Annotated in this window: 22 protein-coding genes and 1 pseudogene; 14 read left to right on the top strand and 9 right to left on the bottom strand. The window is 72.1% G+C overall.

Going from position 1 to position 25,806, the window contains the following annotated elements:
- Positions 1 to 135: 135 nt before the first annotated feature.
- Together ACFWHU_RS35310 and pip are read right to left on the bottom strand one after the other, a co-directional pair.
- Positions 136 to 1,119 (bottom strand): aldo/keto reductase, encoded by a 984-nt coding sequence (locus ACFWHU_RS35310; protein ID WP_387230154.1) that lies wholly within the window; start codon positions 1,117 to 1,119, stop codon positions 136 to 138.
- 42 nt (positions 1,120 to 1,161) lie between these two features.
- Positions 1,162 to 2,166: a prolyl aminopeptidase gene (gene pip / locus ACFWHU_RS35305; protein WP_387230152.1), complete on the bottom strand. Its 1,005-nt coding sequence runs from the start codon at positions 2,164 to 2,166 to the stop codon at positions 1,162 to 1,164.
- 83 nt (positions 2,167 to 2,249) lie between these two features.
- On the opposite strand from pip, the gene ACFWHU_RS35300 reads away from it, so the two are divergent.
- Entirely contained in the window at positions 2,250 to 2,414 is a 165-nt protein-coding gene (locus ACFWHU_RS35300) for a hypothetical protein (protein WP_385802748.1), read from the top strand.
- Between the two features lie 42 nt (positions 2,415 to 2,456).
- Here ACFWHU_RS35300 and ACFWHU_RS35295 read toward each other — a convergent pair.
- A pseudogene (locus tag ACFWHU_RS35295) lies at positions 2,457 to 3,000 on the bottom strand (MarR family winged helix-turn-helix transcriptional regulator).
- Between ACFWHU_RS35295 and ACFWHU_RS35290 the strand changes: the two are divergent.
- Positions 2,999 to 3,571, top strand: a complete 573-nt coding sequence (locus ACFWHU_RS35290; RefSeq protein ID WP_387230150.1) for a carboxymuconolactone decarboxylase family protein — start codon at positions 2,999 to 3,001, stop codon at positions 3,569 to 3,571. The pseudogene ACFWHU_RS35295 and the gene ACFWHU_RS35290 overlap by 2 nt on opposite strands.
- On the opposite strand, the gene ACFWHU_RS35285 is transcribed toward ACFWHU_RS35290, so the two are convergent.
- Positions 3,558 to 4,247 (bottom strand): GDSL-type esterase/lipase family protein, encoded by a 690-nt coding sequence (locus ACFWHU_RS35285; protein ID WP_387230148.1) that lies wholly within the window; start codon positions 4,245 to 4,247, stop codon positions 3,558 to 3,560. The genes ACFWHU_RS35290 and ACFWHU_RS35285 overlap by 14 nt on opposite strands.
- A gap of 83 nt (positions 4,248 to 4,330) precedes the next feature.
- Here ACFWHU_RS35285 and ACFWHU_RS35280 point away from each other — a divergent pair, with 83 nt between their 5' ends.
- Positions 4,331 to 5,380 carry a WD40 repeat domain-containing protein gene (locus ACFWHU_RS35280; RefSeq protein ID WP_387230146.1) on the top strand — a complete coding sequence of 350 codons (1,050 nt, stop codon included), beginning with the start codon at positions 4,331 to 4,333 and terminating at the stop codon, positions 5,378 to 5,380.
- 16 nt (positions 5,381 to 5,396) lie between these two features.
- Here ACFWHU_RS35280 and ACFWHU_RS35275 read toward each other — a convergent pair whose 3' ends face one another.
- Positions 5,397 to 6,173, bottom strand: coding sequence for a TetR/AcrR family transcriptional regulator (locus ACFWHU_RS35275; RefSeq protein ID WP_387230144.1), 777 nt, complete (start codon positions 6,171 to 6,173; stop codon positions 5,397 to 5,399).
- Between the two features lie 82 nt (positions 6,174 to 6,255).
- Here ACFWHU_RS35275 and ACFWHU_RS35270 point away from each other — a divergent pair, with 82 nt between their 5' ends.
- Together ACFWHU_RS35270 and ACFWHU_RS35265 are read left to right on the top strand one after the other, a co-directional pair.
- Positions 6,256 to 7,275, top strand: coding sequence for an ATP-binding cassette domain-containing protein (locus tag ACFWHU_RS35270; protein WP_387230142.1), 1,020 nt, complete (start codon positions 6,256 to 6,258; stop codon positions 7,273 to 7,275).
- The gene (locus ACFWHU_RS35265) at positions 7,272 to 8,117 is read left to right on the top strand and encodes an ABC transporter permease (RefSeq protein WP_387230141.1); all 846 of its coding nucleotides are present in this window, start codon (positions 7,272 to 7,274) and stop codon (positions 8,115 to 8,117) included. The genes ACFWHU_RS35270 and ACFWHU_RS35265 overlap by 4 nt, the downstream gene beginning before the upstream one ends.
- Positions 8,118 to 8,347: 230 nt before the next feature.
- On the opposite strand, the gene serC is transcribed toward ACFWHU_RS35265, so the two are convergent.
- Positions 8,348 to 9,466 carry a phosphoserine transaminase gene (gene serC, locus ACFWHU_RS35260; RefSeq protein ID WP_385802734.1) on the bottom strand — a complete coding sequence of 373 codons (1,119 nt, stop codon included), beginning with the start codon at positions 9,464 to 9,466 and terminating at the stop codon, positions 8,348 to 8,350.
- A gap of 115 nt (positions 9,467 to 9,581) precedes the next feature.
- Between serC and ACFWHU_RS35255 the strand changes: the two genes are divergently transcribed.
- Positions 9,582 to 12,509 carry an FAD-binding and (Fe-S)-binding domain-containing protein gene (locus ACFWHU_RS35255; protein ID WP_387230138.1) on the top strand — a complete coding sequence of 976 codons (2,928 nt, stop codon included), beginning with the start codon at positions 9,582 to 9,584 and terminating at the stop codon, positions 12,507 to 12,509.
- A 258-nt stretch (positions 12,510 to 12,767) separates the two neighbouring features.
- The gene (locus ACFWHU_RS35250) at positions 12,768 to 13,913 is read left to right on the top strand and encodes a methyltransferase domain-containing protein (RefSeq protein WP_387230136.1); all 1,146 of its coding nucleotides are present in this window, start codon (positions 12,768 to 12,770) and stop codon (positions 13,911 to 13,913) included.
- Between the two features lie 34 nt (positions 13,914 to 13,947).
- Here ACFWHU_RS35250 and ACFWHU_RS35245 read toward each other — a convergent pair whose 3' ends face one another.
- Both ACFWHU_RS35245 and ACFWHU_RS35240 read right to left on the bottom strand, forming a co-directional pair.
- Entirely contained in the window at positions 13,948 to 14,481 is a 534-nt protein-coding gene (locus tag ACFWHU_RS35245) for a TetR/AcrR family transcriptional regulator (RefSeq protein WP_387230157.1), read from the bottom strand.
- 22 nt (positions 14,482 to 14,503) lie between these two features.
- Positions 14,504 to 15,340, bottom strand: a complete 837-nt coding sequence (locus ACFWHU_RS35240) for an alpha/beta fold hydrolase (RefSeq protein WP_387230134.1) — start codon at positions 15,338 to 15,340, stop codon at positions 14,504 to 14,506.
- A gap of 214 nt (positions 15,341 to 15,554) precedes the next feature.
- Here ACFWHU_RS35240 and ACFWHU_RS35235 point away from each other — a divergent pair, with 214 nt between their 5' ends.
- The 7 genes from ACFWHU_RS35235 to ACFWHU_RS35205 all read left to right on the top strand — a co-directional run bounded on the left by ACFWHU_RS35235 (position 15,555) and on the right by ACFWHU_RS35205 (position 25,545).
- Positions 15,555 to 16,577, top strand: coding sequence for a DMT family transporter (locus ACFWHU_RS35235; RefSeq protein ID WP_387230132.1), 1,023 nt, complete (start codon positions 15,555 to 15,557; stop codon positions 16,575 to 16,577).
- Positions 16,578 to 16,666: 89 nt separating this feature from the next.
- On the top strand, positions 16,667 to 17,458 hold the full coding sequence (locus ACFWHU_RS35230) for a TIGR03084 family metal-binding protein (RefSeq protein WP_387230130.1): 792 nt from the start codon (positions 16,667 to 16,669) through the stop codon (positions 17,456 to 17,458).
- Complete coding sequence (locus ACFWHU_RS35225; protein ID WP_387230128.1) at positions 17,392 to 19,182, top strand: acyclic terpene utilization AtuA family protein; 1,791 nt, start codon at positions 17,392 to 17,394, stop codon at positions 19,180 to 19,182. Before ACFWHU_RS35230 ends, ACFWHU_RS35225 begins: the two co-directional genes overlap by 67 nt.
- A complete protein-coding gene (locus ACFWHU_RS35220) occupies positions 19,179 to 20,783 on the top strand; it encodes an acyl-CoA carboxylase subunit beta (protein WP_387230126.1) in 1,605 nt (534 codons plus the stop codon). The genes ACFWHU_RS35225 and ACFWHU_RS35220 overlap by 4 nt, the downstream gene beginning before the upstream one ends.
- Positions 20,784 to 20,791: 8 nt before the next feature.
- Complete coding sequence (locus tag ACFWHU_RS35215; RefSeq protein WP_387230124.1) at positions 20,792 to 22,744, top strand: acetyl/propionyl/methylcrotonyl-CoA carboxylase subunit alpha; 1,953 nt, start codon at positions 20,792 to 20,794, stop codon at positions 22,742 to 22,744.
- The gene (locus ACFWHU_RS35210; RefSeq protein WP_387230122.1) at positions 22,741 to 23,883 is read left to right on the top strand and encodes an acyl-CoA dehydrogenase family protein; all 1,143 of its coding nucleotides are present in this window, start codon (positions 22,741 to 22,743) and stop codon (positions 23,881 to 23,883) included. The genes ACFWHU_RS35215 and ACFWHU_RS35210 overlap by 4 nt, the downstream gene beginning before the upstream one ends.
- Positions 23,884 to 23,943: 60 nt before the next feature.
- A complete protein-coding gene (locus ACFWHU_RS35205; RefSeq protein ID WP_387230120.1) occupies positions 23,944 to 25,545 on the top strand; it encodes a 4-coumarate--CoA ligase family protein in 1,602 nt (533 codons plus the stop codon).
- Between the two features lie 30 nt (positions 25,546 to 25,575).
- Here the strand turns inward: ACFWHU_RS35205 and ACFWHU_RS35200 are convergent, their stop codons facing one another.
- Positions 25,576 to 25,767 (bottom strand): hypothetical protein, encoded by a 192-nt coding sequence (locus ACFWHU_RS35200; protein WP_385802714.1) that lies wholly within the window; start codon positions 25,765 to 25,767, stop codon positions 25,576 to 25,578.
- Between the last annotated feature and the right edge of the window lie 39 nt (positions 25,768 to 25,806).

The raw sequence follows: 25,806 nt of genomic DNA, 5'->3' as shown, positions 1-25,806 counted from the left end.
GTCGCCAACGCTCCGCGTTGTCTCCCTCCTCCGCCTTGCGCTCGCACGCACCAGACCCCGCTCCCTGATCCGGCCTGATCCAAACGACAGGCCCTAGGGGGCGCGGCCCGCGGGCCGCGCCCTCCCGTACCGGCACTACCAGGCGAACGCCTCGGGAGAGGGCCCCGGACCCGGGAAGATCTCGTCCAGCGACGCCAGCACCTCGTCCGACAGCTCCAGCTCGACCCCGCGCAGCGCGGACTCCAGCTGCTCGGCCGTACGCGGGCCGACGATCGGGCCCGTCACGCCCGGACGCGTCAGCAGCCAGGCCAGAGCGGCCTCGCCCGGCTCGATGCCGTGCTTGGTGAGCAGGTCCTCGTACGCCTGGACCTGCTCACGGATCTTGCTGTCCCTGAGCCGGTCACCGGACCGCTTGCCGGTGCCGCCCTCGCGCTCCTTGCGGATCGCGCCGCCGAGGAGACCGCCCTGGAGCGGCGACCAGGGGATGACCCCGAGGCCGTACTCCCGCGCGGCCGGGATGACCTCCATCTCGGCGCGGCGCTCGGCGAGGTTGTACAGGCACTGCTCGCTGACCAGGCCGTACGAGCCCAGGCGGTGCGCCGTCTCGTTGGTCTGGGCGATCTTCCAGCCGGGGAAATTGGACGAACCGGCGTAGAGGATCTTGCCCTGCTTGATCAGGGTGTCGATCGCCTGCCAGATCTCCTCGACCGGGGTGTCGCGGTCGATGTGGTGGAACTGGTAGAGATCGATGTGGTCGGTCTGGAGCCGCTTGAGGCTGGCGTCGACCGCGCGGCGGATGTTGAGGGCGGACAGCTTGTCGTGGTTGGGCCACGCGTCGCCCTCGGCCGCCATGTTGCCGTACACCTTGGTGGCGAGCACGACCTTGTCGCGACGGCCGCCGCCCTGCGCGAACCAGGTGCCGAGGATTTCCTCCGTACGGCCCTTGTTCTCGCCCCAGCCGTAGACATTGGCCGTGTCGAAGAAGTTGATGCCTGCGCCGAGCGCGTCATCCATGATGGCGTGGCTGTCGGCCTCGTTGGTGTGCGGGCCGAAGTTCATGGTGCCGAGGACGAGTCGGCTGACTTTGAGTCCGGTGCGTCCGAGCTGCGTGTACTTCATGACTCAACAGCCAACGCCTTCGAGCGCGCTCGAAGCAAGACCTCAACGGATGCGCCGCGGGCCCGTGCCCGGCGCCGCGAACGCGTCGAGCGCGGCCAGCAGCTCGCGCCGCATCGTCGCGCTGCCCTTGTGGCCGGCGTCCTCCACGACGACCAGACGGGCGTCGGGCCAGGCGGCGGCGAGATCCCAGGCGGTGCCGAGCGGGCCGGACAGGTCGTGTCTGCCGTGGATCAACACCCCCGGAATCCCCGCCAGTTGCCCCGCGTCGCGCAGCAACGCGCCTTCCTCCAGCCAGGCGCCGTGGGAGAAGTAGTGCGCGCAGATCCGTACGAAGGCCTGGCGGGCGGCGGGGGGCCGGCCGCTGTACGGGTCGGGGGAGCCGTGCGGTTCCTGCGAGAGCACCGCGTCCTCCCAGGCGCACCAGTCGGCGGTGGCCCTGGCCCGCACGGCGGGGTCGGGGCTCTCCGTGAGGCGCGCGTACGCGGTCAGCAGGCCGGGGGTGTCGGGGTCGGGGTCATCCGTCGGGGCACCGGCCCGGAAGCGTGCCCACGCCTCGGGGAAGATCTGGCCGGCGCCCCGGTACAGCCAGTCGATCTCGGAGCGGCGGGTGGTGGTGACACTCGGGATGACGATCTCCGAGACACGATCGGGGTGCCGCTCGGCGTACGCGAGGATCAGCGTCGAGCCCCAGGAGCCGCCGAACAGCAGCCACTTGTCGATCCCGAGGTGGGTGCGCAACCGCTCCATGTCGGCGAGGAGATGACCGGTGGTGTTGTGGCGCATGTCGGCGGCGGGGTCGCTCGCGTGCGGGGTGCTGCGTCCGCAGTTGCGCTGGTCGAAGAGGACGACGCGGTAGCGGTCGGGGTCGAAGTTCCGCCGTGCGCGGGGGCCGCACCCGGAGCCGGGGCCGCCGTGCACGACGAGCGCGGGCTTGCCGTCGGGGTTGCCGCAGACCTCCCAGTGGACGAGGTTGCCGTCGCCGACGTCGAGCATGCCGTGGTCGTAGGGCTCGATCGGCGGATACGGCTCACCGGGCTCGCGGTCCACGAGGTGGTCTCCTTCACGGGGTGGGGTACGGCGGGCTTACGTAGGGTTGAGGGCGACGGCGAGCGGTGGGGAGGTGTGCGGCGATGTCCCTCGGTGGCGGTAACACCGGTGGCACCGGTGACGAGGTCGTGGAGGGTGGCGAGCCGCCCTGCATGCTGGAGCTGGTCTGCGAGGAGTGCGGTCGTCTCAACGACGACCCGGAGCTGGTGAACTGCGGCGGGTGCGGGACGCCGCTCGGGCGCGGGTAACGCATAGTACGTACGGCGCCGGCGCCCGCGTACGCCGACGGCTCAGGGGCCGCCGAGCCAGCCCTCCGTGTCCAGGCCGAACGCGTCCGGCGGGGTGACCGCCCGCAGATCCGCCTCCAGGGCGCGCAGTCTGTCGCCGCCGAGGGCCAGGGCCCACCGGGCGCGCAGGTCGTCGAAGATCCGCGCCGAGCGGGCGAGCGCGTCGAGGCCGTGCGGCGTCAGGCGGATCAGTTTGCGGCGGGCGTCCGTGGGGTCGGCGGTGCGTTCCGCGTAGCCCAGGGCCTCCAGGCGGTCGACCGTCTTGCCAGCGGCCTGTTTCGAGACGCCAAGGCGGCGGCCGACGGTGACCGCGGTGGCGCCGTCGATGCCGATCGCCTGCATGGCGAAGCCGTGCGCGGGCCGGGCGTCGGGGTGGCCCTGGCGGGCCAGTTCCTCGTGCAACTGGTCGATCAGGGACCGGAATCCGGCGAAGAGGAGGAGTGGCAGCTCGTATCCGGGCGCGTCGCCCGCGCGCTCAGACACGGCGGCCGACGCCATTCCCGTTGCGGATATCGACAACCTGGTTTACCTTTTTTTCGTCAACCATGTTGTCCATTCTAGGGAGGGCTCCCGTGCGAGCCGGTACCGCCTTTGTCGATCACACGCCCGACACCGCACCCCCGGGCTCCCGCCGCCACATGGAGGCCACCGTCCGCCATCTGGGGTTTCTGCCGTCCGCCATGGCGAGGCTCGCCGCCTCGCCCGAACTGCTCGACGGGTTCCAGAGGCTGACCGCCCTCTTCGACGGCACGACGCTCGACCCGGTGGCACGCGAGGTCGTCGTGATGACCGTCGTCACCCGCAACGAGTGCCATATCTGCGTGGCCATGCACAGCGGCAGACTGCGGAAGCTTGGCGCCGACGAGGAGTTGATCGCCGCCCTGGCCGGGCAGCGCCCGTTGGCGAACCAACAGCTCGAAGCAGTAAGGCAGTTCACTCTCGCCGTGCTCGCGACCGCCGGGGCCGTGGACGACACCACGCTCGACGCGTTCCTCGCCCACGGCTACACGACGCGCAACGCCCTCGAAGTCGTCCTCGGCATCGGCACGTACACGCTCTCCACCCTCGCGAACCGACTCACCCGCGCCCCGCTCGACCCTCAACTCACCGCCGTGTGACGGGATACGGCGCGCCCAGCCCCCAGGCCTGATGCATCGCGTCGGCGAACGCCCCGGCGAGCAGATGCTCCCCCGAAGGGCCGGGGTGGGTCCCGTCATAGGTGTCGCGGTGGATGTCGTACGACGCCGGGCGCGAGGCCGGCAGCAGGGGGGAGGCCGCGTCGTCCAGGTCGGCGACCGCCTTGGCCAGCAGGTCGTTGAAGCGGTCGACCTCGGCGGCGAACTCCGGGTCGGTGTCCGCGCGTGTGTTGGGTATGACCGGCAGCAGCACGATCCGCACGCGCGGATTCGCCGCCCGTGCCTCGGCGAGGAACTCCCGTGCGTACAGGGCCGTTCGGTCGCTGTCGGTGTAGAACCCGAGGTCTATCAGGCCGAGCGAGACGAGCAGGACGTCCGCGCGGTGCGCGGCGACGGCGTCACGGATCACCGGCGCCATGTGCTGCCAGCCCTCGCCCCAGCCCGCGAGGTGCCGCCACGCCTTCGCGGGGAAGTCGGGGGCGCCGTACGCGTGCGACACCGGGGCGTCGGCGTGGGCGTCGTACAGCCCGGTGCGCGGGCCGACGATCGCGTACGGACCGCCGTACGCCGCGTTCAGGTGCTGCCACATCCGGTAGCGCCAGGTGAAGTCGCCGGCGCGGCCGATGGTCATCGAGTCGCCGACGAACATGAAACGCATCGGATCATCATCCCCGATGGCCGACGGGCGACCGTGCCCGGCCTGCGAGGTGGCAGTCTTGGGCCATGGTCAAGGTCAAGGTCATGCGTCCGTCTGTGCGCCCGTCTCCGTGCCCGGCCCGTGTCCGGTCCGCCCTCGCGGCGGCGGTGCTCGTCCTGGCGGGCGCGGCGGGCGCGCTCTCCGGCCCGGCGGCCGTGGCCGCGCCCGCTGCCCCTGCCGCACCGGCCGCGCCCGCCGCCGACCCCGACCGGAGCTTCCGGATCACGGACCCGCGCATCACCGAGTCCAGCGGCCTCGCCGCCAGCCGCGCGCACCCCGGCGTCTACTGGACGCACAACGACCAGGACAAGCCCCTCATCTACGGCATCGACTCGCGGACCGGTGAGACCGTCGCGACGATCACCATGCGCGGGGTCGGGGAGCCCCGTGACATGGAGGCGATCTCCGTCGGCGCCGACGGAGACATCTACGTCGGTGACATCGGCGACAACCTCAACGGCAGCTGGGACCACGTCTGGATCTACCGCTTCCCCGAACCGAAGACGCTCGCGGACGCGGCGGTCGACGCCACGCAGTACACCGTGAAGTACGCGGACGGCCCGCGTGACGCCGAGGCGCTGATGGTCCATCCGACCACCGGCCGCGTCTACATCGCCTCGAAGAACGAGAACGGCGGCGGCCTCTACGAGGGCCCGGCCAAGCTCACCGCCGACGGCACGAACACCTTCACGCGCGTCGACGAGGTGCCGTGGGTGACCGACGGCGCGTTCTCGCCGGACGGCAAGGAGCTGTTGCTGCGCTCGTACTTCAGCGCCCGTGCCTACGTGTGGAAGAACGGCCGCCTGGGCGCGGACCACCGCGTCCGGGCCCCGATCCAGGGGCAGGCCGAGTCGGTGACGTACACCCTGGACGGCTCCGCCCTGATGTTCGGCACGGAGGGGACGCGCAGCCAGGTCGAGCGCGTCGACATCGACAAGGACGGCGGTTCGTCCGGAGGCGCGGGGAGCGCGGGCGACGGCGCGGCGGGGGACGGCGCCGGGGGCGAGAGCGGGAACATCACGATCGGCGCGGTGGTGCTCGTCGGAGCAGCCGTGCTGTTCTTCGGGTTCAAGCGCCGCAAGCGGAGCGGCTGACGGTGTACGTACCGGCTCAGCTGCCGCCGCCGGTGCGCTGCGCGACCAGCACCTCCAGGCCGTCGAGCAGCCGCTGGAGCCCGAACTCGAAGTGGTCGAAGTCGGGGCCGAACGCGTCTCCCGAGAGCGTGGCCATCGCCGGGTAGCGCCCGCTGTTCATCACCGTCGACAGGAACGGCTCCTGCGCCTTCCAGAACTCGTCGTCGCTGATGCCGGTCGCCTGCTGGACCTCGACGGCGTGCACCTGGGTGCGGGCGACCCCGGAGACGTAACCGCTGACCATGATGATCACGGAGATCAGCTCCGGGTCGGTCAGACCCATGTCCTTGATCCCGGCGAGCATCGTCTCCATGCCGCCGAGGGCGCCGGGGCCGAGGACGGGCCTGGTCTGGTTGACGGAGAGCAGCCAGGGATGGGCCTGGTAGAGGGCGAGTTCGTCGCGGGCGGCCGTCTCGACGGTCTTCCGCCAGCCGGGGGCGGCGGCCGCGGAGTCCGGATCGGCGGCCGGCGTACCTGACTCGCCCTGTACGCGGTCCAGCATCAGGTCCACCAGCTCGGCCCGGCCGGGGACATGGCGGTAGAGCGACATCGTTCCCGCGCCCAGCTCCGTGGAGAGTCTGCGCATCGAGACCGCCGAGAGCCCCTCGGCGTCCGCGAGTTCGACGGCGGCCGTGACGATCCGGTCGAGCGTGAGCCCCGGTTTCGGCCCCCGGGTCGACCGCTCGCCGGTGCCCCAGAGGAGTTCCATGCTGCGGGACACGTCGCCGCTGCCGCTGCTTTCCGTCGTCGCCATGGGCCCAGCCTAAACGGCTGGACATTAATTGGGTACCGTGTACGCTCCTTGGGTACACCGTACTCAGTTCCCTGGAGGGGCAGTGAACGACCACGCCGTGACCGAATACGCCGTACACGCCGAAGCGATCCGCAAGCGGTACGGGGACACATACGCCCTCGACGGCTTCGACCTCGCCGTACGCACCGGAACCGTGCACGGGCTCCTCGGCCCGAACGGCGCGGGCAAGACCACCGCCGTGCGCGCGCTCGCCACCCTCCTCAAGCTCGACGGCGGGCGCGCGACGGTCGCCGGGGTCGACGTGCGCACCGACCCGCGCACTGTCCGCAGCCGGATCGGGCTCACCGGGCAGTACGCGGCGGTCGACGAGATCCTCACCGGCCGGCAGAACCTGGAGATGTTCGGCCGCCTCTTCCACCTCGGCGGACGGCGGGCCGCGCTGCGCGCCGGGGAACTGCTGGAGCGGTTCGACCTGGTGGAGGCGGCCGACAAGGGCGTACGTGAGTACAGCGGCGGCATGCGGCGCCGGCTCGACCTCGCCGCGTCGATGATCCTCGCCCCGCGGGTCCTGTTCCTCGACGAGCCGACGACCGGGCTCGACCCGCGCGGGCGCGGCGAGGTCTGGGCCGCCGTGCGGGCGCTGGTGGCCGGCGGTACCACCGTGCTGCTCACCACGCAGTATCTGGACGAGGCCGACAAGCTCGCCTCGCACATCACGGTCATCGACCGGGGGCGGGCCATCGCCGACGACACCCCGGACGGGCTGAAGAACACCGTGGGCGGTGACCTGATCGAGGTCGTCGTCCACGACGAGCGCGAACTCCCGGCGGCGGCCGAGGTGGTCGCACGCGTCGCGGGATCGGTGCCCGCGACGGACACCGAGGCACGCCGGGTGCACGCGCCCGTCACCGACCGGGTGGCCGCGCTGACGGACGTCGCGCGGGAGCTGCGGGACCGGGGGATCGCGGCGGAGGACATCGGCCTGCGCAGGCCGAGCCTGGACGACGTGTTCCTGCGGCTGACGGGCCACCGTACGGAAGAGGCGCCGACCGATACGACGACGGCGAAGACGATGAAGGCGAAGACAGAGGTGGCGGCATGAGCACGAGCACGGACCTGAACTCGAAGGTGAGCCTGGCGGTGGACGACACGCACGGCCGCGCCTACTGGGCCGTGGCCGACTGCTGGAATCTCGTACGCCGCAGCCTGACCCACTATCAGCGCCAGCCCTCCTACATCCTCTGGATGCTGGGCTTTCCGCTCGTCTCCGTGCTGCTCTACGGCTATGTCTTCGGCAGCGCCATGAAGGTGCCGGGCGGGGGTGACTACCGGGAGTTCCTGATGCCGGGCATGTTCACCATGACGATGGCCTTCGGCTTCATGAACACGGCGACCGCTTTCGTCACCGACTCCAGCAAGGGTGTGCACGACCGGTTCCGGTCGATGCCGATGGCGCCGTCGGCGGTGGTCACGGGGCGCGGAGTGGCGGACATGCTCACCGCCTGCGCGGAGCTGGCGATCCTCGCGCTCACGGCCCTGGCGATCGGCTGGCGCGCGGACGGCGGCCTGCTCGCCTCCCTGGCGGGCTTCGGCCTGCTCATGCTGCTGCGCTTCTCGCTGATCTGGGTGGGCGTCTGGCTCGGCCTGGTGGTCCCGAGCCCCGAGCAGGCCGGCAGCCTCTTCGCCGTGGCCTTCCCGGTGACGATGATCTCCAGCGTCTTCGTCGCCCCGTCCCTGATGCCGGACTGGCTGGGCGTGGTCGCCGCGTGGAACCCGGTGTCGGCGACGGTGACGGCGATCCGCGAACTGTTCGGCAACCCGGTGGCGAGCGGCGGCAGCTGGCCGGAGGAACACGCCCTGCTGCTGTCGGTGGCCTGGCCGGTGGCGATCACGCTGCTGTTCGTCCCGCTGGCGGTCCGCAGATTCCAGCGCCTGAGCCGGTGACCGTCAGGTCGTCTTCCTGGGCTCCCCGGCCTTGAGCAAGCTTTCCGGCGGGCCGTCACAGGGGTGCTCGGCTGCTGCGGCAGACATGAGGGCCTCCTGATGGCTGGTGTCGAGACCATCGTCGTCGGCCGGGACTGTCCGATTCGTCGTGAGCGTGATCTTTCACGCGCAAGAGTGACGGCCCCGCCCCCCACGGCGGGGGACGGGGCCGTCGACGGCGCGGGGTGGAGTCAGAGCTTGTCGATCACGTAGTCGACGCACGCCGTCAGCGCCTCGATGTCCGACGGGTCGATCGCCGGGAACATCGCCACCCGCAGCTGGTTGCGGCCCAGCTTGCGGTACGGCTCCGTGTCCACGATGCCGTTGGCGCGCAGGACCTTGGCGATGGTCGCCGCGTCGATCTCGTCCGAGAAGTCGATCGTGCCGATGACCTGCGAGCGGTGCGCCGGGTCGAGCACGAACGGCGTCGCGTACTTGGACGACTCCGCCCAGCCGTACAGGGTGCGCGCGGACGTGGCCGTACGGGCGGTCGACCAGTCGAGGCCGCCCTGGGTGTTCAGCCAGGTCAGCTGCTCGTTCAGCAGGAAGAGCGTCGAGAGCGCGGGGGTGTTGTACGTCTGGTTCTTCAGCGAGTTGTCGATCGCCGTCGGCAGCGAGAAGAACTCCGGGACGTGCCGGCCCGAGCCGTGGATACGCGCGGCGCGCTCCAGCGCGGCCGGCGAGAAGACGCCGATCCACAGGCCGCCGTCGGAGGCGAAGGACTTCTGCGGGGCGAAGTAGTAGACGTCGGTCTCGGCGATGTCGACCGGCAGACCGCCCGCGCCGGACGTCGCGTCGACCAGCACGAGCGCGCCCTCGTCGGCGCCCGCGACGCGCCTGACGGGCGCGGCGACACCGGTGGAGGTCTCGTTGTGCGTGAGCGCGTAGACGTCCACGCCCACCTCGGCCTCCGGGTCCGGGTGGGTGCCCGGCGAGGAGGAGATGACGGTCGGCTCGGCCAGCCAGGGGGCCAGCTTCGACGCCTTCGCGAACTTCGACGAGAACTCGCCGAAGTTCAGGTGCTGCGACTTGTTCTCGATCAACCCGTGCGTCGCGATGTCCCAGAAGGCGGTGGAGCCGCCGTTGCCCAGGATCACCTCGTAGCCCTCGGGGAGCCCGAAGAGCTCACGCACACCGTCGCGCACCGCGCCGACCAGGTTCTTCACCGGGGCCTGGCGATGGGACGTGCCGAGGAGAGACGTACCGGTGGCGGCCAGGGCGTCGACCGCCTCCGTACGCACCTTGGAGGGGCCAGCGCCGAATCGACCGTCGGCGGGCTTGATGTCAGCGGGAATCTGAATATCGGCCACGGGCGGCAGCCTAGACGTTCTCCGCCTGCCGTCAGGGGAGCGGTTCACGTCGTGAGACGTGCCCGACACGTCGTTGACATGTGGTGCGGCACGGCCGGCGGGGCATCCTGGGGGAATGGCTGAGCACAGGGAGCGGCACCGGAACCGGGAATCAGCGGCGCTTACGGCACCCGCGAGGAGGGAGACGCCCGCGGCCACCACCGCGCTGGCCAGAGACCTCGCCGGAGCCGTCCGCGGCGAGGTGGACTTCGGCGCCGCCGCCCGTGCCCTGGTCACCATGGACGCCTCCAACTACCGCCGGGTCCCGGTGGGTGTCGTCGCTCCCCGTGACGCGGCGGACGTCGCGGCGGCCCTCGACGTCTGCCGTACGCACGGCGTCCCTGTCGTGCCGCGCGGCGGCGGCACCTCGATCGCCGGGAACGCCACCGGCATCGGCGTCGTCCTCGATCTCACCCGGCATCTTCGCTCGATCGTGTCAGTCGACACCGAGGCCCGTACCGCCGTCGTGCAGCCCGGAGTGGTCCTCGACCGGCTCCGTGACACCGTCGCACCGCATGGTCTGACCTTCGGGCCCGACCCCTCCACACACAGCCGCTGCACCCTCGGCGGCATGATCGGCAACAACTCGTGCGGGTCGCACTCGGTCGCGTGGGGGACGACCGCCGACAACGTCCACGAGCTGTCGGTCACGACGTACGGCGGCACCTCCCTGCGGCTCGGCAGGGGCTGGGACGGCGCCCCCACCGGACTGCGCCCCCTCGTCGAGAGCAACCTCGCCCTGCTGCGCACCGGCTACCCCACCGGCCTCCCGCGCCGTATCTCCGGCTACGCGATCGACGCGCTGCTCCCCGAGAACGGCACCGATCTCGCCCGCGCGTTCTGCGGCAGCGAGGGCACGCTGGGCGTCGTCACGGAAGCCGTCGTACGGCTGGTGGACTCGCCGCCCGCACGCGTGCTCGCGGTCCTCGGCTACCCGGACGAGAGCGCGGCGGCCGAAGCGGCGGCGGGGCTGCTGCCGTACCACCCGCTCACCGTCGAGGGCATGGCCGACGACCTCGTCCCCGGCCCGCACGACCTGCCGCGCGGCGGCGCCTGGCTCTTCGTGGAGACCGGCGGCGCCACCGTCGCCGAGGCGCGCGCGCACGCCGAACGGATCATGCGCGGCGCCGACGCGCTGGACGGCACGGTCGTGGACGACCCGGCCGGGATCCGGACCCTGTGGCGGGTACGGGAGGACGCGTCGGGCACCGCCACCCGCAGCGCCGACGGGGGAGAGGCGTGGCCGGGCTGGGAGGACTGCGCCGTACCGCCCGCCCGGCTCGGCGCGTACTTGCGGGACTTCCGCGCGCTGCTCGCCCAGCACGGACTGCGCGGCACGCCCTACGGGCACTTCGGCGACGGCTGCATCCATGTGCGCATCGACTTCGACCTGTTGAGCACCGACGGCGTGCGGCGCTTCCGCCGCTTCTCCGAGGACGTCGCCGGGCTGGTCGTCGCGCACGGCGGCTCGCTCTCCGGTGAGCACGGCGACGGGCTGGCGCGTTCGGAGCTGCTGCCGAAGATGTACGGGGACGAACTGACCGGACTCTTCGGGCAGTTCAAGGACGTATGGGATCCGGCGGGCGGCCTGAACCCCGGCTCGATCGCCCGGCCCGCCCGGCTCGACGAGAACCTGCGCTTCGAGGTCCTGCCTCGCGAACGCGTCGACGTCGCCTTCGCCTATCCGCACGACGGCGAGGCGGACGGCGTCGTGGGCGGCGACTTCTCGGCGGCCGTACGGCGCTGTGTCGGCGTCGCCAAATGCCGTGTGGAGGGGCCGAGTTCGGGCGCCGGGGTGATGTGCCCCTCGTTCCGCGCGACCGGCGACGAACAGCACTCCACGCGCGGACGCGCCCGCCTGCTGCACGAGATGCTCGCCGGCGAGATCGTCACCGACGGCTGGCGCTCGACCGAGGTCAAGGACGCGCTCGACCTCTGTCTGTCCTGCAAGGGCTGCCGCAGCGACTGCCCGGTGGGCGTCGACATGGCCACGTACAAGGCCGAGTTCCTGCACCACCACTACGAGGGCAGGCGGCGGCCGGCCGCGCACTACGCGATGGGGCGGCTGCCGCGCTGGCTCCGGGCCGCCGCGCCGTTCGCGGGCGTGCTGAACGCGGGGGTACGGGTGCCGGGAGTGGCCGCGCTGGCCAAGCGCGCGGGCGGGATCGCCCCGGAGCGCTCGATCCCGCGACTGGCGCCGCTGACGTTCACCCGGTGGCTGCGGCGGCAGCGGCGTGAACCGGTGGGCGATCCGGCGGTGGTGCTGTGGCCGGACACCTTCACGGAGCATCTGTCGCCGTCGGTCGGGCAGGCGGCCGTACGCGTCCTGGACGCCGCCGGCGTCACGCACACGCTGCCGCCCGGCAAGGTGTGCTGCGGCCTCACGTACGTCTCCACCGGCCAGCTCGACCAGGCCCGCGCCGTCATGCGCCGCACCCTGGACCGGATGGAGCCGCTGCTCGACCGGGCACTGCCGGTGGTCGTCCTGGAACCGAGCTGCGCCGCCGCGCTCAAGACGGACCTGCCGGAACTGCTCGCGGACGACCCGCGCGCGGCCCGACTCGCCGCGTCCGTACGGACCTTCGCCCAGACGCTGGAGGAGTCCGCGCCCAACTGGCGGCCGCCACGCGTCGACCGCCCGGTCGCGGGCCAGACCCACTGCCACCAGCACTCGGTCCTCGGCGACGCGGCGGAACGGCGTCTGCGTGAACGGGCGGGTCTCACCGGCGAGTTGAGCGGTGGCTGCTGCGGACTCGCGGGCAACTTCGGCTTCGAGAAGGGCCATTACGACGTCTCGGTGGCATGCGCGGAGGACCAGTTGCTGCCCGCCGTCCGGGCGGCGGACGAGGGAACGGAACTCCTCGCCGACGGCTACTCGTGCCGCACCCAGCTGGACCAGCTGTCCGACGGGGGAGCGAGGCACCTGGCGGAAGTCCTGGCCGAGGCGCTGGGGGAGAAGACGGACCACGAGGGGCCGGGGGCCGGGCCGGGCACGGGTCGCTGACGGATGCGCTCCCGAGTGCGCCGGGTCTGCGCGGTCAGTGCCACGGAAGTCGGACGTCGATCTCGCTGGAGCGCTTGCTCCGCCGATCGGACCTGTAGCACTCTGTAGTTGATCGACTACCTTCGGAAAGGAACGTGTCATGGGGGATCACCGCAAGCCCGAGCCGGACCTTTCGCAGGGCAAGCCGCCGCCCGGCAACGGCGACAGCGAGGTGCCCAAACCGCCGCCGCCCTCCGGCAACCGCCGGAAGTAGGCGTCGTGTTCGAGGAGCGGCGGATCGCGCTGGCCGGGGCGATGGAGGAGCGGGGGGACTGGCCCACGGACTCGCCGTGGGTGCGGGCGGCGGTCGACGCCGTCCCCCGGCACTCGTTCGCGCCGGACACGCTGTGGCGCTGGGACGGCGACGCCTACGTCGCGGTGAGTCGCGCGACGGAGCCGGAGCGTTGGGCGGCCGAGGTCTACGGCGGCCCGAGTGACCCCGCCGTCACACAGGTGGGGGACGGGCGGGCCACGTCCAGCCTGTCCTGTCAGTCCGTGGTGGTGGACATGCTCGACTCCCTGATGCCGGAGCCCGGCCACCGGGTTCTGGAGCTCGGTACCGGCACCGGCTGGAACGCCGCGCTGCTCGCCCGGCGCGCCGGGCCGGGACAGGTGACCAGCGTGGAGGCCGACCCCGGTCTCGCGGCGACGGCGCGCACCCGCCTGGAGGCCGCGGGGGCCGGTGTCACCGTGATCACCGGTGACGGGCGGCTCGGTCACGCGCCCGGTGGTCCGTACGACCGGGTCGAGTCGACGTACGCGGTGGAGACCGTCCCGTGGGAGTGGGTCGCCCAGACCAGGCCTGGTGGACGGATCGTCACCCCGTGGGGCCGTATGGGGCATGTCGCTCTCACCGTCGCGGCCGACGGGCTCTCCGCCACCGGCTGGGTCCAGGGACTCGCCCTGTTCATGCCCGCCCGCGACGCGCCGGCCCGCCTCGGCTGGCAGGAAGTACGCGGCCACGCCCCCGCCGAGGAAGAGGGCACCCACACCCTCGACGTGACGCGACTGGCCGACCCGCACCTGTTGTTCGCGCTACGGGTGCTCCTGCCGGACGTGGAGGTCGTGTTCGGGGACCGGGACGGACCGGTGGCCTGGGTGCACGACGGCCGTTCCTCCTGGGCGACCTTGACCGCGTCCGGGTCCGGGTCCGCGTCCGGGCCGGGTGCCGCCTTTCAGGGTGGACCACGGCGCCTTCTCGAGGAGATCGGGACGGCCGTCGCCCGCTGGGAGCACCACGACCGGCCGGACCTCTACGACTTCGGCATGACACGCACCCCGGACAGCCAGTACGTATGGAGCCACGACAGTGACACCGGGCCCCGGTGGGCGACGGTCGCGGGGCCTGCCCAGCCGGTCGGTTGAGGGGTGGTCCGGCGCATCGGCGGCGTCGGCGGGCTCACAGGGCGCGCAGTCCCCGGTCGGTGAAGGCGATCAGCCACTCGAAGCTCTCGTCCACATCGGCGCTCCACTGGAAGCCGTTGGCCGACTGCAACGTGGCGAAGCCGTGGCAGAGGCTGCGGAGCATGCGCAGTGCGTGGTCCATGTCCGCCTCCTTCGTCTCGTAGCCGCGCAGGACCGCCGTGAACGCGTCCAGAGCCCGTCGGCCGGCGACGGCCAGCGGATCGTCCGGGCCGGACGGTTCGACGCCGATCGTCGCGGCGTACCGGCCGGGGTGTTCCAGGACGAAGGCGCGGAAGGCGCGCGCCGCTGCCGCCAGGGCGTCGCGGCCCGCGTATCCCTGGACCGCGCCGCCGACGGCGTCGGCGGCCTCGCTCAGCGCCAGGGCGGCGATGCGCCGCGTGAGGTCCTCCTGGCCGCCCACGTGTTTGTAGAGGGACGGGGTGCGCACGCCCAGCCGCTCCGCGAGCAGACCCATCGTCAGTTTGGCGAGGCCCACCTCGTCGGCGAGGGTGGCGCCGGCCGCGACCACGGCCGCCGGGTCCAGGCCGGCCCTAGGCACGGGCGGCGTCCGGGCGGACGAAGGCGAGCACGAGCGAGACCACCCGGTCGGGGAACTGGTCGTGCGGGTAGTGCCCGGCGCCCTCGATCATCTCCAGGCGGCCGAGACCGGACGGCAGGGCGTCCACGATCGCCGAGCCCTCGGCGTGCGGGTCGGCCCAGTCGGGGTCGAGCGTGCCCATGACGACCAGGACGGGGCAGCGGACGTTGCCGAGTTGCGCACCGGCGTCGGCCGGGGCGGCGCGGCCCATGCCCTGCATGGCCTTCATCCGGCCCGGCTCGCGCAGCAGGGAGTCGACGAGGTCGAGCCGCTCCGCCCAGTCGGCCGGCTTCACACCGGGGTAGGCCACGTCGAGGTACGAGCGCCAGAGCGGCACGCTGCCGAACGTCGCCGCGCCGAGCAGCCGCAGCATGCCCTGCCGGAAGCGCTTCACCCGCAGGTCGCCGAGGCGGACCGACTGCTTGCGGGTGAACGGCGCCAGCTCGACGACCGCGGTGATCAGCGAGGGCTCCCGCGCCGCGGCGATGGTGGCGGCGCCGCCGGAGATCGAGTGGCCGATGAGCACGGCCGGGCCGCCCAGGTGCCGGATCACCGCGAGCAGGTCGCCGGCGATGTCGGTGCGGCTCCAGGCGGGCCAGTCGGCGGTGGACTCGCCGCAGCCGCGCAGATCGACCGCGGCGACCCGGTGGCCCGCCGCCACGAGCTGCGGGACCACTGCGCGGTACGCGGCGCGGCTGTCACCCATGCCGTGTGCGAGAACGATCAGCGGTCCGGACCCCGTCACCTCGTAAGCGATCGTGCCGCCGTCGACGGCGAGGTATTCGGTCATGGCATCCTCCAGATGGCTAATGTTGTTAGCTAAAAGCTAGTCTCGTTAGCCAGTCCTGTCAACGGTGGAATCTCCGTCGCGGGGAGCGGGTGGTGCCGGGCGCAGTGGCCTGAGGTCCGGGGGGTCGGCCATCGCATTTCGTGGTGCAGTATGTTGCATGTGATAGTTCATTGAATTGACCTGATGGGTCTGACTGAATTGGAGGAGGATCCCGGTGGAGGAGTCGCGTACCGCGGCCGCAGGCGCCGTCGTGGCGGTACCCGAGGCCGTGGGGGTGGCCGCCGGGGCCCCGGCGGAGAAGGGGCGGCGGACACTCGGGCCCGTCGCGCTCGTCGTCGGGGGCATGCTCTCCGTGCAGTTCGGCGCCGCCATCGCCGTGCTGCTGATGCCGCGCGCCGGCGCGGTCGGCGTGGTGACGCTGCGGCTCCTGCTCGCGGCGATCGTCCTGCTCGTCGTCTGCCGGCCCAAGGTCCGTGGTCACTCGCGCGCCGACTGGGGCACGGTCCTCGTCTTCGGCGCCGTGCTGGCGGCGATGAACCTCCTCTTCTACCAGGCCGCCGACCGCATCCCGCTGGGCGCCGCCGTGACCCTGGAGGTCCTCGGGCCGCTCACCCTCTCCGTCGTCGCGTCCCGCAGGCTCGGGAACCTCCTGTGGGCCGGACTCGCGCTCGGCGGTGTGGTGCTGCTCAGCGGTGGCGGGTTCGACCGGCTCGACCCGGTGGGCGCGGCGTTCGCGCTGGCGGCGGGGGTGATGTGGGCGGCGTACATCGTCTTCAGCGCCCGGACCGGGCAGCGCTTCCCGCAGGCCGACGGGCTCGCGCTGGCCATGGCGTTCGGCGCGGTGCTCACCCTGCCGCTCGGCATCATCGACGCCGGCTCCAAGCTGCTGGTGCCGTCCACGATCGGGCTCGGGCTCGCGGTGGCGCTGATGTCGTCCGTACTGCCGTACACCCTGGAACTGCTCGCGCTGCGGCGGCTGCCCGCGTCGACGTTCGCGATCCTCATGAGCGGCGAGCCGGCCCTCGCGGCAATGGCCGGCTTCCTCGTGCTGCACCAGGGCCTCTCCCTCACCGACGCGCTGGCGATCGCCCTGGTCATCATGGCGAGCATGGGCGCGGTCCAGGCGCACGCGGGCAAACGCAGGGCGGAGCGCGAGGAGTCGGCCGCCGAGGAGTGCGCACCGGAGGGGGCCGCATCGGAGGCCCTGCGGACGGGTCCGGAAAGCGCCGACCGGTAAAGCAAGCACGCTTGATTGTTTCTCCGGGCGCTGCCATGCTCCGGGGCACGCACCACGCCGTGTCCCGAGAGCCGATGGGAGTGCGTCCCGTGTCCGACCCTGCCGCGCCAATCCTCGACGATCTGCGCAGCGAGAGTGAGGAAGTCGACCGGCTCGTGGCCGAGTTGGACGACGAGAGCTGGTCGCTCCCGACCCCGGCGGCCGGCTGGACCGTCGCCCACCAGATCGCCCATCTGGCCTGGACCGACACCGCGTCCCTCCTCGCCGTGACCGACGAGGCCGCCTTCGCCGACGTGGCCGCGAAGGCGCTCGCCGCCCCCGACTCCTTCGTGGACGAGGGCGCCGAGGCCGGTGCCGTACTGCCGCCGGACCAACTCCTCGCCCAGTGGCGCGAGGGCCGCGAACGGCTCCAGCGGGCGCTGCGCTCCGCACCCGCCGGCGCGCGTTTCCCCTGGTACGGGCCGCCGATGAGCGCGCCGTCCATGGTGACCGCGCGCCTGATGGAGACCTGGGCGCACGGCCAGGACATCGCGGACGCGCTCGGCGTGCGGCGCGAGCCGACCGCGCGGCTGCGGCATGTGGCGTGGATCGGCGTACGGGCCCGCGACTACGCCTACTTCGTCCGCGGCGAACGGCCACCCGCCGCGCCCATCCGGGTCGAACTCACCGGACCCGAAGGCCAGTTGTGGACATACGGCCCCGAGGACGCCGACCAGCGCGTCACCGGGCCCGCCCTGGACTTCTGCCTGCTCGTGACACAGCGCGCCCACCGCGCCGACCTCGGCGTACGGGCCGAGGGCGCGGACGCCGGCCGATGGCTGGACATCGCGCAGGCGTTCGCGGGCCCGGCCGGTCCCGGCCGCCCGGCGAAGGGGGCCTGAACGTGCCGGACACCACTCGCCCCACCCCAGGCGTCCTGCGCATCGGGAACGCCTCCGGCTTCTACGGCGACCGCTTCGACGCGCTGCGCTCCATGCTCACCGGCGGCCCGCTCGACGTCGTCACCGGCGACTACCTCGCCGAACTGACCATGCTCATCCTCGGCCGCGACCGGCTGAAGAACCCGGCGTCCGGCTACGCCAGGACATTCCTGCGGCAGTTGGAGGAAGGACTCGGACTCGCGCAGGAGCGCGGCGTGAAGATCGTCGCCAACGCGGGCGGACTGAACCCGGCGGGACTGGCCGCCGCCGTACGCGAACTGGCCGAGCGCGTCGGTGTCCCCGTGCGCGTCGCGCACGTCGAGGGCGACGACCTGCTGGCGGCGCGCGACTGGGGCGAAGGCGTGCTCACCGCCAACGCCTACCTCGGCGGCGCCGGCATCGCGGAGTGTCTGCGCGGGGGCGCCGACGTCGTGGTGACCGGCCGGGTCACCGACGCCGCGCTCGTCACCGGACCCGCCGCCGCGCACTTCGGCTGGGACGCCGACGATCTCGACGCCCTCGCGGGCGCCGTCGTCGCCGGGCACGTCCTGGAGTGCGGCACCCAGGCCACCGGCGGCAACTACTCCTTCTTCGGCGAGCACGACGTCCGCCGCCCCGGCTTCCCGCTCGCCGAACTCCACCCCGACGGCTCCTCCGTCATCACCAAGCACCCCGGCACCGGCGGAGTCGTCGACATCGGCACCGTCACCGCGCAGTTGCTGTACGAGACCGGGGGAGCCCGGTACGCCGGACCCGACGTGACGGCCCGGCTCGACACCGTACGGCTCGCCCAGGACGGCCCCGACCGGGTCTCGATCACCGGCGTACGCGGCGAGGCACCGCCCCCCACGATCAAGGTCGGGCTGAACCGGATCGGCGGCTGGCGCAACGAGGTCGTCTTCGTCCTGACCGGACTCGACATCGACGCGAAGGCGCGGCTGGTGAAGGACCAGATCGCCGACGCGCTGGCCGCGCCGGGCGTCAAGAAGGCGCCGGAGGAGGTCCGTTGGGAGCTCGCCCGCACCGACCGGGCGGACGCCGACACCGAGGAGACCGCGAGCGCGCTGCTGCGGCTCGTCGTCCGCGACAGCGACCCCGACGCCGTCGGCCGGGCGGTGAGCGGCGCCGCCGTCGAGCTGGCGCTGGGCAGTTACCCCGGCTTCCATGTCACCGCGCCGCCCGGCAAGGGAGCGCCGTACGGCGTCTTCGAGGCGGCGTACGTCCCCGCCGCCGAGGTCCCGCACACGGCGGTGCTCCCCGACGGCACACGCGTACCCATGCCGACTGCCGCACCCACACGCGTACTTGAACCCGTCCCCGAGCCCCCGCTCCCCGACCCGCTGCCCGCCGGGCCCACCCGCCGCGCCCCGCTCGGCCTGGTCGTCGGTGCCCGCAGCGGCGACAAGGGCGGGGACGCCAACGTCGGTGTGTGGGCGCCCGGTTCCGACGCCTGGCGCTGGCTCGCGCACGAGCTGACCGTCGACCGTCTGCGTCAACTCCTGCCCGAGACGGCCGACTTGACCGTCACCCGGCAGGTCCTGCCCCACCTGCGCGCGCTCAACTTCACCGTCCGGGGCCTCCTCGGCGAAGGCGTCGCCGCACGCGCCCGTTTCGATCCGCAGGCCAAGGCGCTCGGCGAGTGGCTGCGCTCCCGCCACGCCGACATCCCGGAGGTACTGCTGTGACCGTGCTCCACTCGGCGCTGGACACCACGTCCCCCGACTACGCCGAGCACCGCGCCGAGATGCTCACCAAACTCACCGACCTCGGCACCGAGCACGCCAAGGCGCTGGCCGGCGGCGGCGAGAAGTACGTGGCCCGGCACCGTAAACGCGGAAAGCTCCTCGCCCGCGAGCGGATCGAGCTGCTGCTCGACCCCGACACCCCGTTCCTGGAACTGTCCCCGCTCGCCGCCTGGGGCAGCGACTACCCCGTCGGCGCGTCCATGGTCACCGGCATCGGCGTGGTCGAGGGCGTCGAATGCGTCATCACCGCCAACGACCCGACCGTGCGCGGCGGCGCGTCCAACCCCTGGACGCTGAAGAAGGCCCTGCGCGCCAACCAGATCGCGTACGAGAACCGGCTGCCGCTCATCAGCCTCGTCGAGTCCGGCGGCGCCGATCTCCCTTCCCAGAAGGAGATCTTCATCCCCGGCGGCGCGCTCTTCCGCGATCTGACACGGCTCTCCGCCGCCGGGATCCCCACCGTCGCGGTCGTCTTCGGCAACTCGACGGCGGGCGGGGCGTATGTGCCCGGCATGTCCGACCACACCGTGATGATCAAGGAGCGGTCGAAGGTCTTCCTCGGCGGACCGCCGCTCGTGAAGATGGCGACCGGCGAGGAGAGCGACGACGAATCTCTCGGCGGCGCGGAGATGCACGCCCGCGACTCGGGACTCGCCGACCACTTCGCCGTGGACGAGCCGGACGCGATCCGGCAGGCGCGGCGCATCGTCGCCCGCCTCAACCGGCGCAAGGCGCATCCCGATCCGGACCCTGCGTCGGTCGAGCCGCCGAAGTACGACGAGGACGAACTGCTGGGCATCGTCCCCGGCGACCTCAAGATCCCCTTCGACCCGCGCGAGGTCGTGGCACGGATCGTCGACGGCTCGGACTTCGACGAGTTCAAGCCGCTGTACGGGCCGAGTCTGGTGACGGGCTGGGCGATGCTGCACGGCTGCCCGGTGGGGGTGCTGGCCAACGCGCAGGGCGTGTTGTTCAGCGCCGAGTCGCAGAAGGCCGCGCAGTTCATCCAGCTCGCCAACCAGCGCGACATCCCACTGGTCTTCCTGCACAACACCACCGGCTACATGGTCGGCAAGGAGTACGAGCAGGGCGGCATCATCAAGCACGGCGCGATGATGATCAACGCGGTCGCCAACTCGAAGGTCCCACACCTGTCGGTCCTCATGGGCGCCTCGTACGGCGCCGGGCACTACGGCATGTGCGGCCGGGCGTACGACCCGCGGTTCCTTTTCGCCTGGCCGAGCGCCAAGTCCGCGGTGATGGGGCCGCAGCAACTGGCCGGCGTGCTGTCGATCGTGGCGCGCGGGTCGGCGGCGGCGAAGGGGCAGCCGTACGACGAGGACGGTGACGCGGCGCTGCGCGCCATGGTGGAGGCGCAGATCGAGTCGGAGTCGTTGCCGGCGTTCCTGTCCGGACGGCTGTACGACGACGGGGTCATCGACCCGCGTGACACCCGCACGGTGCTCGGCCTGTGCCTGTCGGCGATCCGCACGGCGCCCGTCGAGGGCGTCCGCGGCGGCTTCGGCGTCTTCCGAATGTGAGGCTCACCTTGATATCCACTCTCCTTGTCGCGAACCGTGGCGAGATCGCCTGCCGCGTCTTCCGGACCTGCCGCGAGCGGGGCATCGGCACGGTCGCGGTCTTCTCGGACGCGGACGCCGGGGCGCTGCACGTACGCGAGGCGGACGCGGCGGTACGGCTGCCGGGCGCCGCCCCCGCCGACACGTACCTGCGCGGCGACCTGATCGTGAAGGCGGCCCTCGCGGCGGGCGCGGACGCGGTGCACCCCGGCTACGGATTCCTCTCCGAGAACGCAGAGTTCGCGCGGGCGGTGCTCGACGCGGGGCTGGTCTGGGTGGGGCCGCCGCCGGAGGCCATCGAGGCGATGGCGTCCAAGACCCGGGCGAAGGAGCTGATGGCGGCGGCGGGCGTGCCACTCCTGGCGCCGCTGGACCCGGCCTCGGCGACCGAGGCGGATCTGCCGCTGCTGATCAAGGCGGCGGCGGGCGGTGGCGGCCGGGGGATGCGGGTGGTCCGCTCGCTCGACACGATCGGGGAGGAGTGGGAGGCGGCCCGCGCGGAAGCCCGGTCGGCGTTCGGCGACGGCGAGGTCTTCGCGGAGCCGTACGTGGAGCGGGGCCGGCACGTCGAGGTGCAGATCCTCGCCGACGCGTACGGCACGGTGTGGGCGCTGGGCACCCGCGACTGCTCCCTGCAACGGCGGCACCAGAAGGTGATCGAGGAGTGCCCGGCGCCGGGCCTGACGGCGGAGCTGCGCGCCACCCTGACGGACGCGGCGGTCGCGGCGGCGCGCGTGGTGGAGTACCGGGGCGCGGGCACGGTCGAGTTCCTGCTCTCCCCGGCGGGCCGCGCGTACTTCCTGGAGATGAACACCCGCCTCCAGGTCGAACACCCGGTGACGGAGGAGGTGTTCGGCGTGGACCTGGTCGCACTCCAACTCGCCCTGGCGGAAGGCGCCCAGCTCCCCCCGACCCCACCGCCCCCTCACGGCCACGCGGTGGAGGCCCGCCTGTACGCGGAGGACCCGTCGAACGACTGGACCCCCCAACCGGGCCGCGTACACGAGTTGGCGGTGCGGGGGGTGGGGGACGGCGACCCCGGCCACCCTCGCTTGCGTGTCGACACCGGGTACGGGCCGGGCGACGGCGTCGGGGTGCACTACGACTCCATGCTCGCCAAGGTCGTCGCCTGGGCGCCCACCCGCGCCGAGGCCGTGCGGCGGCTGGCCGACGCGCTGCGGCGGGCGCGTGTGCACGGGCCGGTGACCAACCGCGAACTGCTCGTACGGTCCCTGCTGCACCCCGACTTCACCGGCGGGCGGCTCGACACCGGGTTCTACGAGCGGCACCTCGACGCCTTCACCGAGCCGGCGGCCGGGGACGCCGGACGGCCCGCCGCCGTCGCCGCCGCGCTCGCCGACGCCGTACGCCGGGGCCACCCCGTCGGCGGGTGGCGGAACCTCGCGTCGCAGCCGCAGACCAAGACGTACGGCGAGTACGAGGTGCGCTACCACCGCACCCGCGACGGGTTCCGCGTCGAGGACGACGCCCTGCGCGTCGTCGCCGTCTCCGTCGCACCCCAACGCGTCAGCCTCGAAGTCGACGGCGTGCTACGCCACTTCGACGTCGCCGAACACGGCGACCACGTCTACGTCGACAGCCCCGCAGGCTCCTACCGGCTCCGCGTCCACCCCCGCTTCACCGATCCCCGGACCGCCACCGCGCCCGGTTCGCTGCTCGCGCCCATGCCCGGCACCGTCGTACGGATCGCGGACGGGCTCGGCGAAGGCAGCGCCGTCACCGCCGGGCAGCCGCTCATCTGGCTGGAGGCCATGAAGATGGAGCACCGCATCACCGCTCCCGCCTCCGGCACGCTCACCGCGCTCCACGCCGCCCCCGGCAGCCAGGTCGAGGTCGGCGCGCTCCTCGCCGTAGTCACCGAAACCTCCGTCGTCACGGACACCGCCCAGGAGGAAAGATGAGCATCGTCGAAACGCAGGAACACCAGGACCTCCGCGCCGCCGTCGCCGCCCTCGGCCGCAGGCACGGCCGCGCCTTCGACCGCGACACCCTGTGGAGCGAGGCGGGCAAGCTCGGCTACCTCGGCGTCAACCTCCCCGAGGAGTACGGCGGCGGAGGCGGCGGCCTCGCCGAACTCTCCATAGTCCTCGAGGAGTTGGGCGCCGCAGGCTGCCCCCTGCTCCTCATGGTCGTGTCGCCCGCCATCTGCGGCACCGTCATCGCCCGCTTCGGCACCGAGGAGCAGAAGCGCGAATGGCTCCCCGGTCTCGCCGACGGCTCCCGCACCATGGCCTTCGGCATCACCGAACCCGACGCCGGTTCCAACTCGCACCGCATCACCACCACCGCCCGCAAGGCGGACGACAGCGACGGCGGCGGCTGGATACTCAACGGCCGCAAAGTCTTCGTCTCCGGCGTCGACATCACCGACGCCACGCTCATCGTCGGCCGCACCGAGGACGCCAGGACGGGCTCGCTCAAGCCCTGCCTCTTCATCGTCTCGCGCGACGCGCAGGGCTTCCACCGCTCGCAGATCGACATGGAACTCCAGGCGGTGGAGAAGCAGTTCGAGCTGGTGCTCGACGACGTACGGCTGCCCGCCGACGCCCTCGTCGGCGACGAGGACGCCGGACTGCTCCAGCTCTTCGCGGGCCTCAACCCCGAACGCGTCATGACCGCCGCCTTCGCCCTCGGCATGGGCCGGCACGCGCTCGACAAGGCCGTCGACTACGCCAAGACCCGGCAGGTCTGGAAGCAGCCCATCGGCGCCCACCAGGCCATCGCCCACCCGCTCGCCCAGGCGTACATCGAGATCGAGCTCGCCCGGCTGATGATGCGCAAAGCCGCGCACCTCTACGACGCGGGCGACGACGCGGGCGCGGGCGAGGCCGCCAACATGGCCAAGTACGCGGCGGGGGAGGCCTGCGTACGCGCCGTCGACCAGGCCGTACACACCCTCGGCGGCAACGGGCTCACCCGCGAGTACGGTCTGGCCTCCCTCATCACCGCGTCACGCGTGGCCCGCATCGCGCCCGTCAGCCGCGAAATGATCCTGAACTACGTGTCCCACCAGTCCCTGGGTCTCCCCAAGTCGTACTGAGACAGGTCATTCTGTCCGTCCCACGCACCTGGCAGTCCACGCGTCGAAGGGATCGTCCTCATGATCTTTCACAGCGAGTACGCGGATGTCGAGCCGGTCGACCTGCCCATCCACGAGGCCGTTCTCGGCCGCGCGGCCGAATTCGGCGAAGCGATCGCCCTCGTGGACGGTACGGACGGAACGACCGTCACCTACGCCCAACTGGACGCCTTCCACCGCCGTACCGCCGCCGGCCTCACCGCGGCCGGTCTGCGCAAGGGCGACGTCCTGGCCCTGCACAGCCCCAACACCGTCGCGTATCCGGTCGTGTTCTACGGGGCCACCCGCGCCGGTGCCTCCGTCACCACCGTCCATCCGCTGTCCACCGCCGAGGAGTTCGCGAAACAGCTCCGGGACTCCTCGGCCCGTTGGATCGTCACGGTCTCACCGCTGCTCGAAGTCGCCCGCAGATCGGCCGAGTTGGCAGGCGGCATCGAGGAGATCCTCGTCTGCGACCGGGCGCCGGGCCACCGCTCGATCCTCGACATGATCGCCACCGAGCCCTCGCCCCGGGCCGCCGTCGACGCGGACATCGACCCCGCCGAGGACATCGCCGCCCTCCCGTACTCCTCCGGCACCACAGCCAGTCCCAAGGGCGTCATGCTGACGCACCGCTCCATCGCCACCAACCTCGCGCAGCTCGACCCCGTCATCCCCATGCGCCCCGGCGACCGCATCCTCGCGGTGCTCCCGTTCTTCCACATCTACGGCCTCACCGCCCTGATGAACGCGCCGCTGCGGACCGGCGCCACCGTCGTCGTACTGCCGCGCTTCGAACTCGACCAGTTCCTCGGCGCGATCGAGACGCACCGCATCAACGGCCTGTACGTCGCCCCGCCGATCGTCCTCGCGCTCGCCAAGCATCCGGCCGTCGCCCGCTACGACCTGTCCTCGCTCGACTACGTCGTCAGCGCCGCCGCGCCCCTCGACGCCCGCCTCGCCGAAGCCTGTTCGGCCCGCCTGGGGCTGCCGCCCGTCCGCCGGGCGTACGGCATGACCGAGCTGTCACCGGGCACGCACGTCGTCCCGCTGGACGCCGTCGACCCGCCCGCCGGCGCCGTGGGCAGGCTTCTGCCCAGCACCGAGATGCGTATCGTCTCGCTCGACGACCCCGGCACGGACGTCCCCGTCGGCACCGACGGCGAAGTCCTCATCCGTGGCCCGCAGGTCATGAAGGGCTACCTCGGACGGCCCGAGGAGACCGCCCACATGATCGACGCCGACGGCTGGGTGCACACCGGCGACATCGGCCGGGTCGACGCCGACGGCTGGCTGTTCGTGGTCGACCGAGTGAAGGAACTCATCAAGTACAAGGGCTTCCAGGTCGCCCCCGCCGACCTCGAGGCACTGCTCCTGACCCACGAGTCGATAGCCGACGCCGCGGTGATCGGTGTGTACGACGAGGCCGGGAACGAGATCCCGAAGGCGTACGTCGTCCGCCGGCCGACGGAACCCGCACTGACCGAGGCCGACGTCATGACCTACGTCGCGGAACACGTCGCCCCGCACAAGAAGGTCCGCCGGGTCGAATTCATCGAGGGCGTTCCACGGGCCGCGTCGGGCAAGATCCTCAGACGTGAACTGAGGGACCGCGAAAGGCAGCCGGAGACAGAACGTCACTGACGCAAAGTAGGCGCCTGACAGCGGAAGGTGTCAGCGGTCCGCGATGTCCTCGCGAAGACCGTCGGAGAATTCCCACCACGACAGAGCGAGCCAGTCGCCGTTGACGAAGGCGTCCACGGCGGAACCGCGGCCGTGGATGCTCACGGTCGTTCCGGGCGGATAGACGGTGCCGGACAACCCGGGTGCGGGGACGAGCAGAGTTCCCAGTCGCTGTGCGGACACGTTTCGCCACCCTCTCCATTTCATGGTACGGCGCCAATC

It is taken from the genome of Streptomyces sp. NPDC060366 (assembly GCF_042725135.1).
In the GTDB taxonomy this organism is placed as follows: Bacteria; Actinomycetota; Actinomycetes; order Streptomycetales; family Streptomycetaceae; genus Streptomyces.
Note: the sequence above shows the minus strand (reverse complement) of the source record. Positions and strands in the feature narration are given on the sequence as shown.

Coding starts and splice junctions, on each gene's coding strand:
- ACFWHU_RS35310 (WP_387230154.1), bottom strand. CDS start 1,119: ATGAAGTACACGCAGCTCGGACGCACCGGACTCAAAGTCAGCCGACTC.
- ACFWHU_RS35300 (WP_385802748.1), top strand. CDS start 2,250: ATGTCCCTCGGTGGCGGTAACACCGGTGGCACCGGTGACGAGGTCGTG.
- ACFWHU_RS35290 (WP_387230150.1), top strand. CDS start 2,999: ATGTTGTCCATTCTAGGGAGGGCTCCCGTGCGAGCCGGTACCGCCTTT.
- ACFWHU_RS35285 (WP_387230148.1), bottom strand. CDS start 4,247: ATGCGTTTCATGTTCGTCGGCGACTCGATGACCATCGGCCGCGCCGGC.
- ACFWHU_RS35280 (WP_387230146.1), top strand. CDS start 4,331: ATGCGTCCGTCTGTGCGCCCGTCTCCGTGCCCGGCCCGTGTCCGGTCC.
- ACFWHU_RS35275 (WP_387230144.1), bottom strand. CDS start 6,173: ATGGCGACGACGGAAAGCAGCGGCAGCGGCGACGTGTCCCGCAGCATG.
- ACFWHU_RS35265 (WP_387230141.1), top strand. CDS start 7,272: ATGAGCACGAGCACGGACCTGAACTCGAAGGTGAGCCTGGCGGTGGAC.
- ACFWHU_RS35255 (WP_387230138.1), top strand. CDS start 9,582: ATGGCTGAGCACAGGGAGCGGCACCGGAACCGGGAATCAGCGGCGCTT.
- ACFWHU_RS35240 (WP_387230134.1), bottom strand. CDS start 15,340: ATGACCGAATACCTCGCCGTCGACGGCGGCACGATCGCTTACGAGGTG.
- ACFWHU_RS35225 (WP_387230128.1), top strand. CDS start 17,392: ATGGCTGGACATCGCGCAGGCGTTCGCGGGCCCGGCCGGTCCCGGCCG.
- ACFWHU_RS35210 (WP_387230122.1), top strand. CDS start 22,741: ATGAGCATCGTCGAAACGCAGGAACACCAGGACCTCCGCGCCGCCGTC.
- ACFWHU_RS35205 (WP_387230120.1), top strand. CDS start 23,944: ATGATCTTTCACAGCGAGTACGCGGATGTCGAGCCGGTCGACCTGCCC.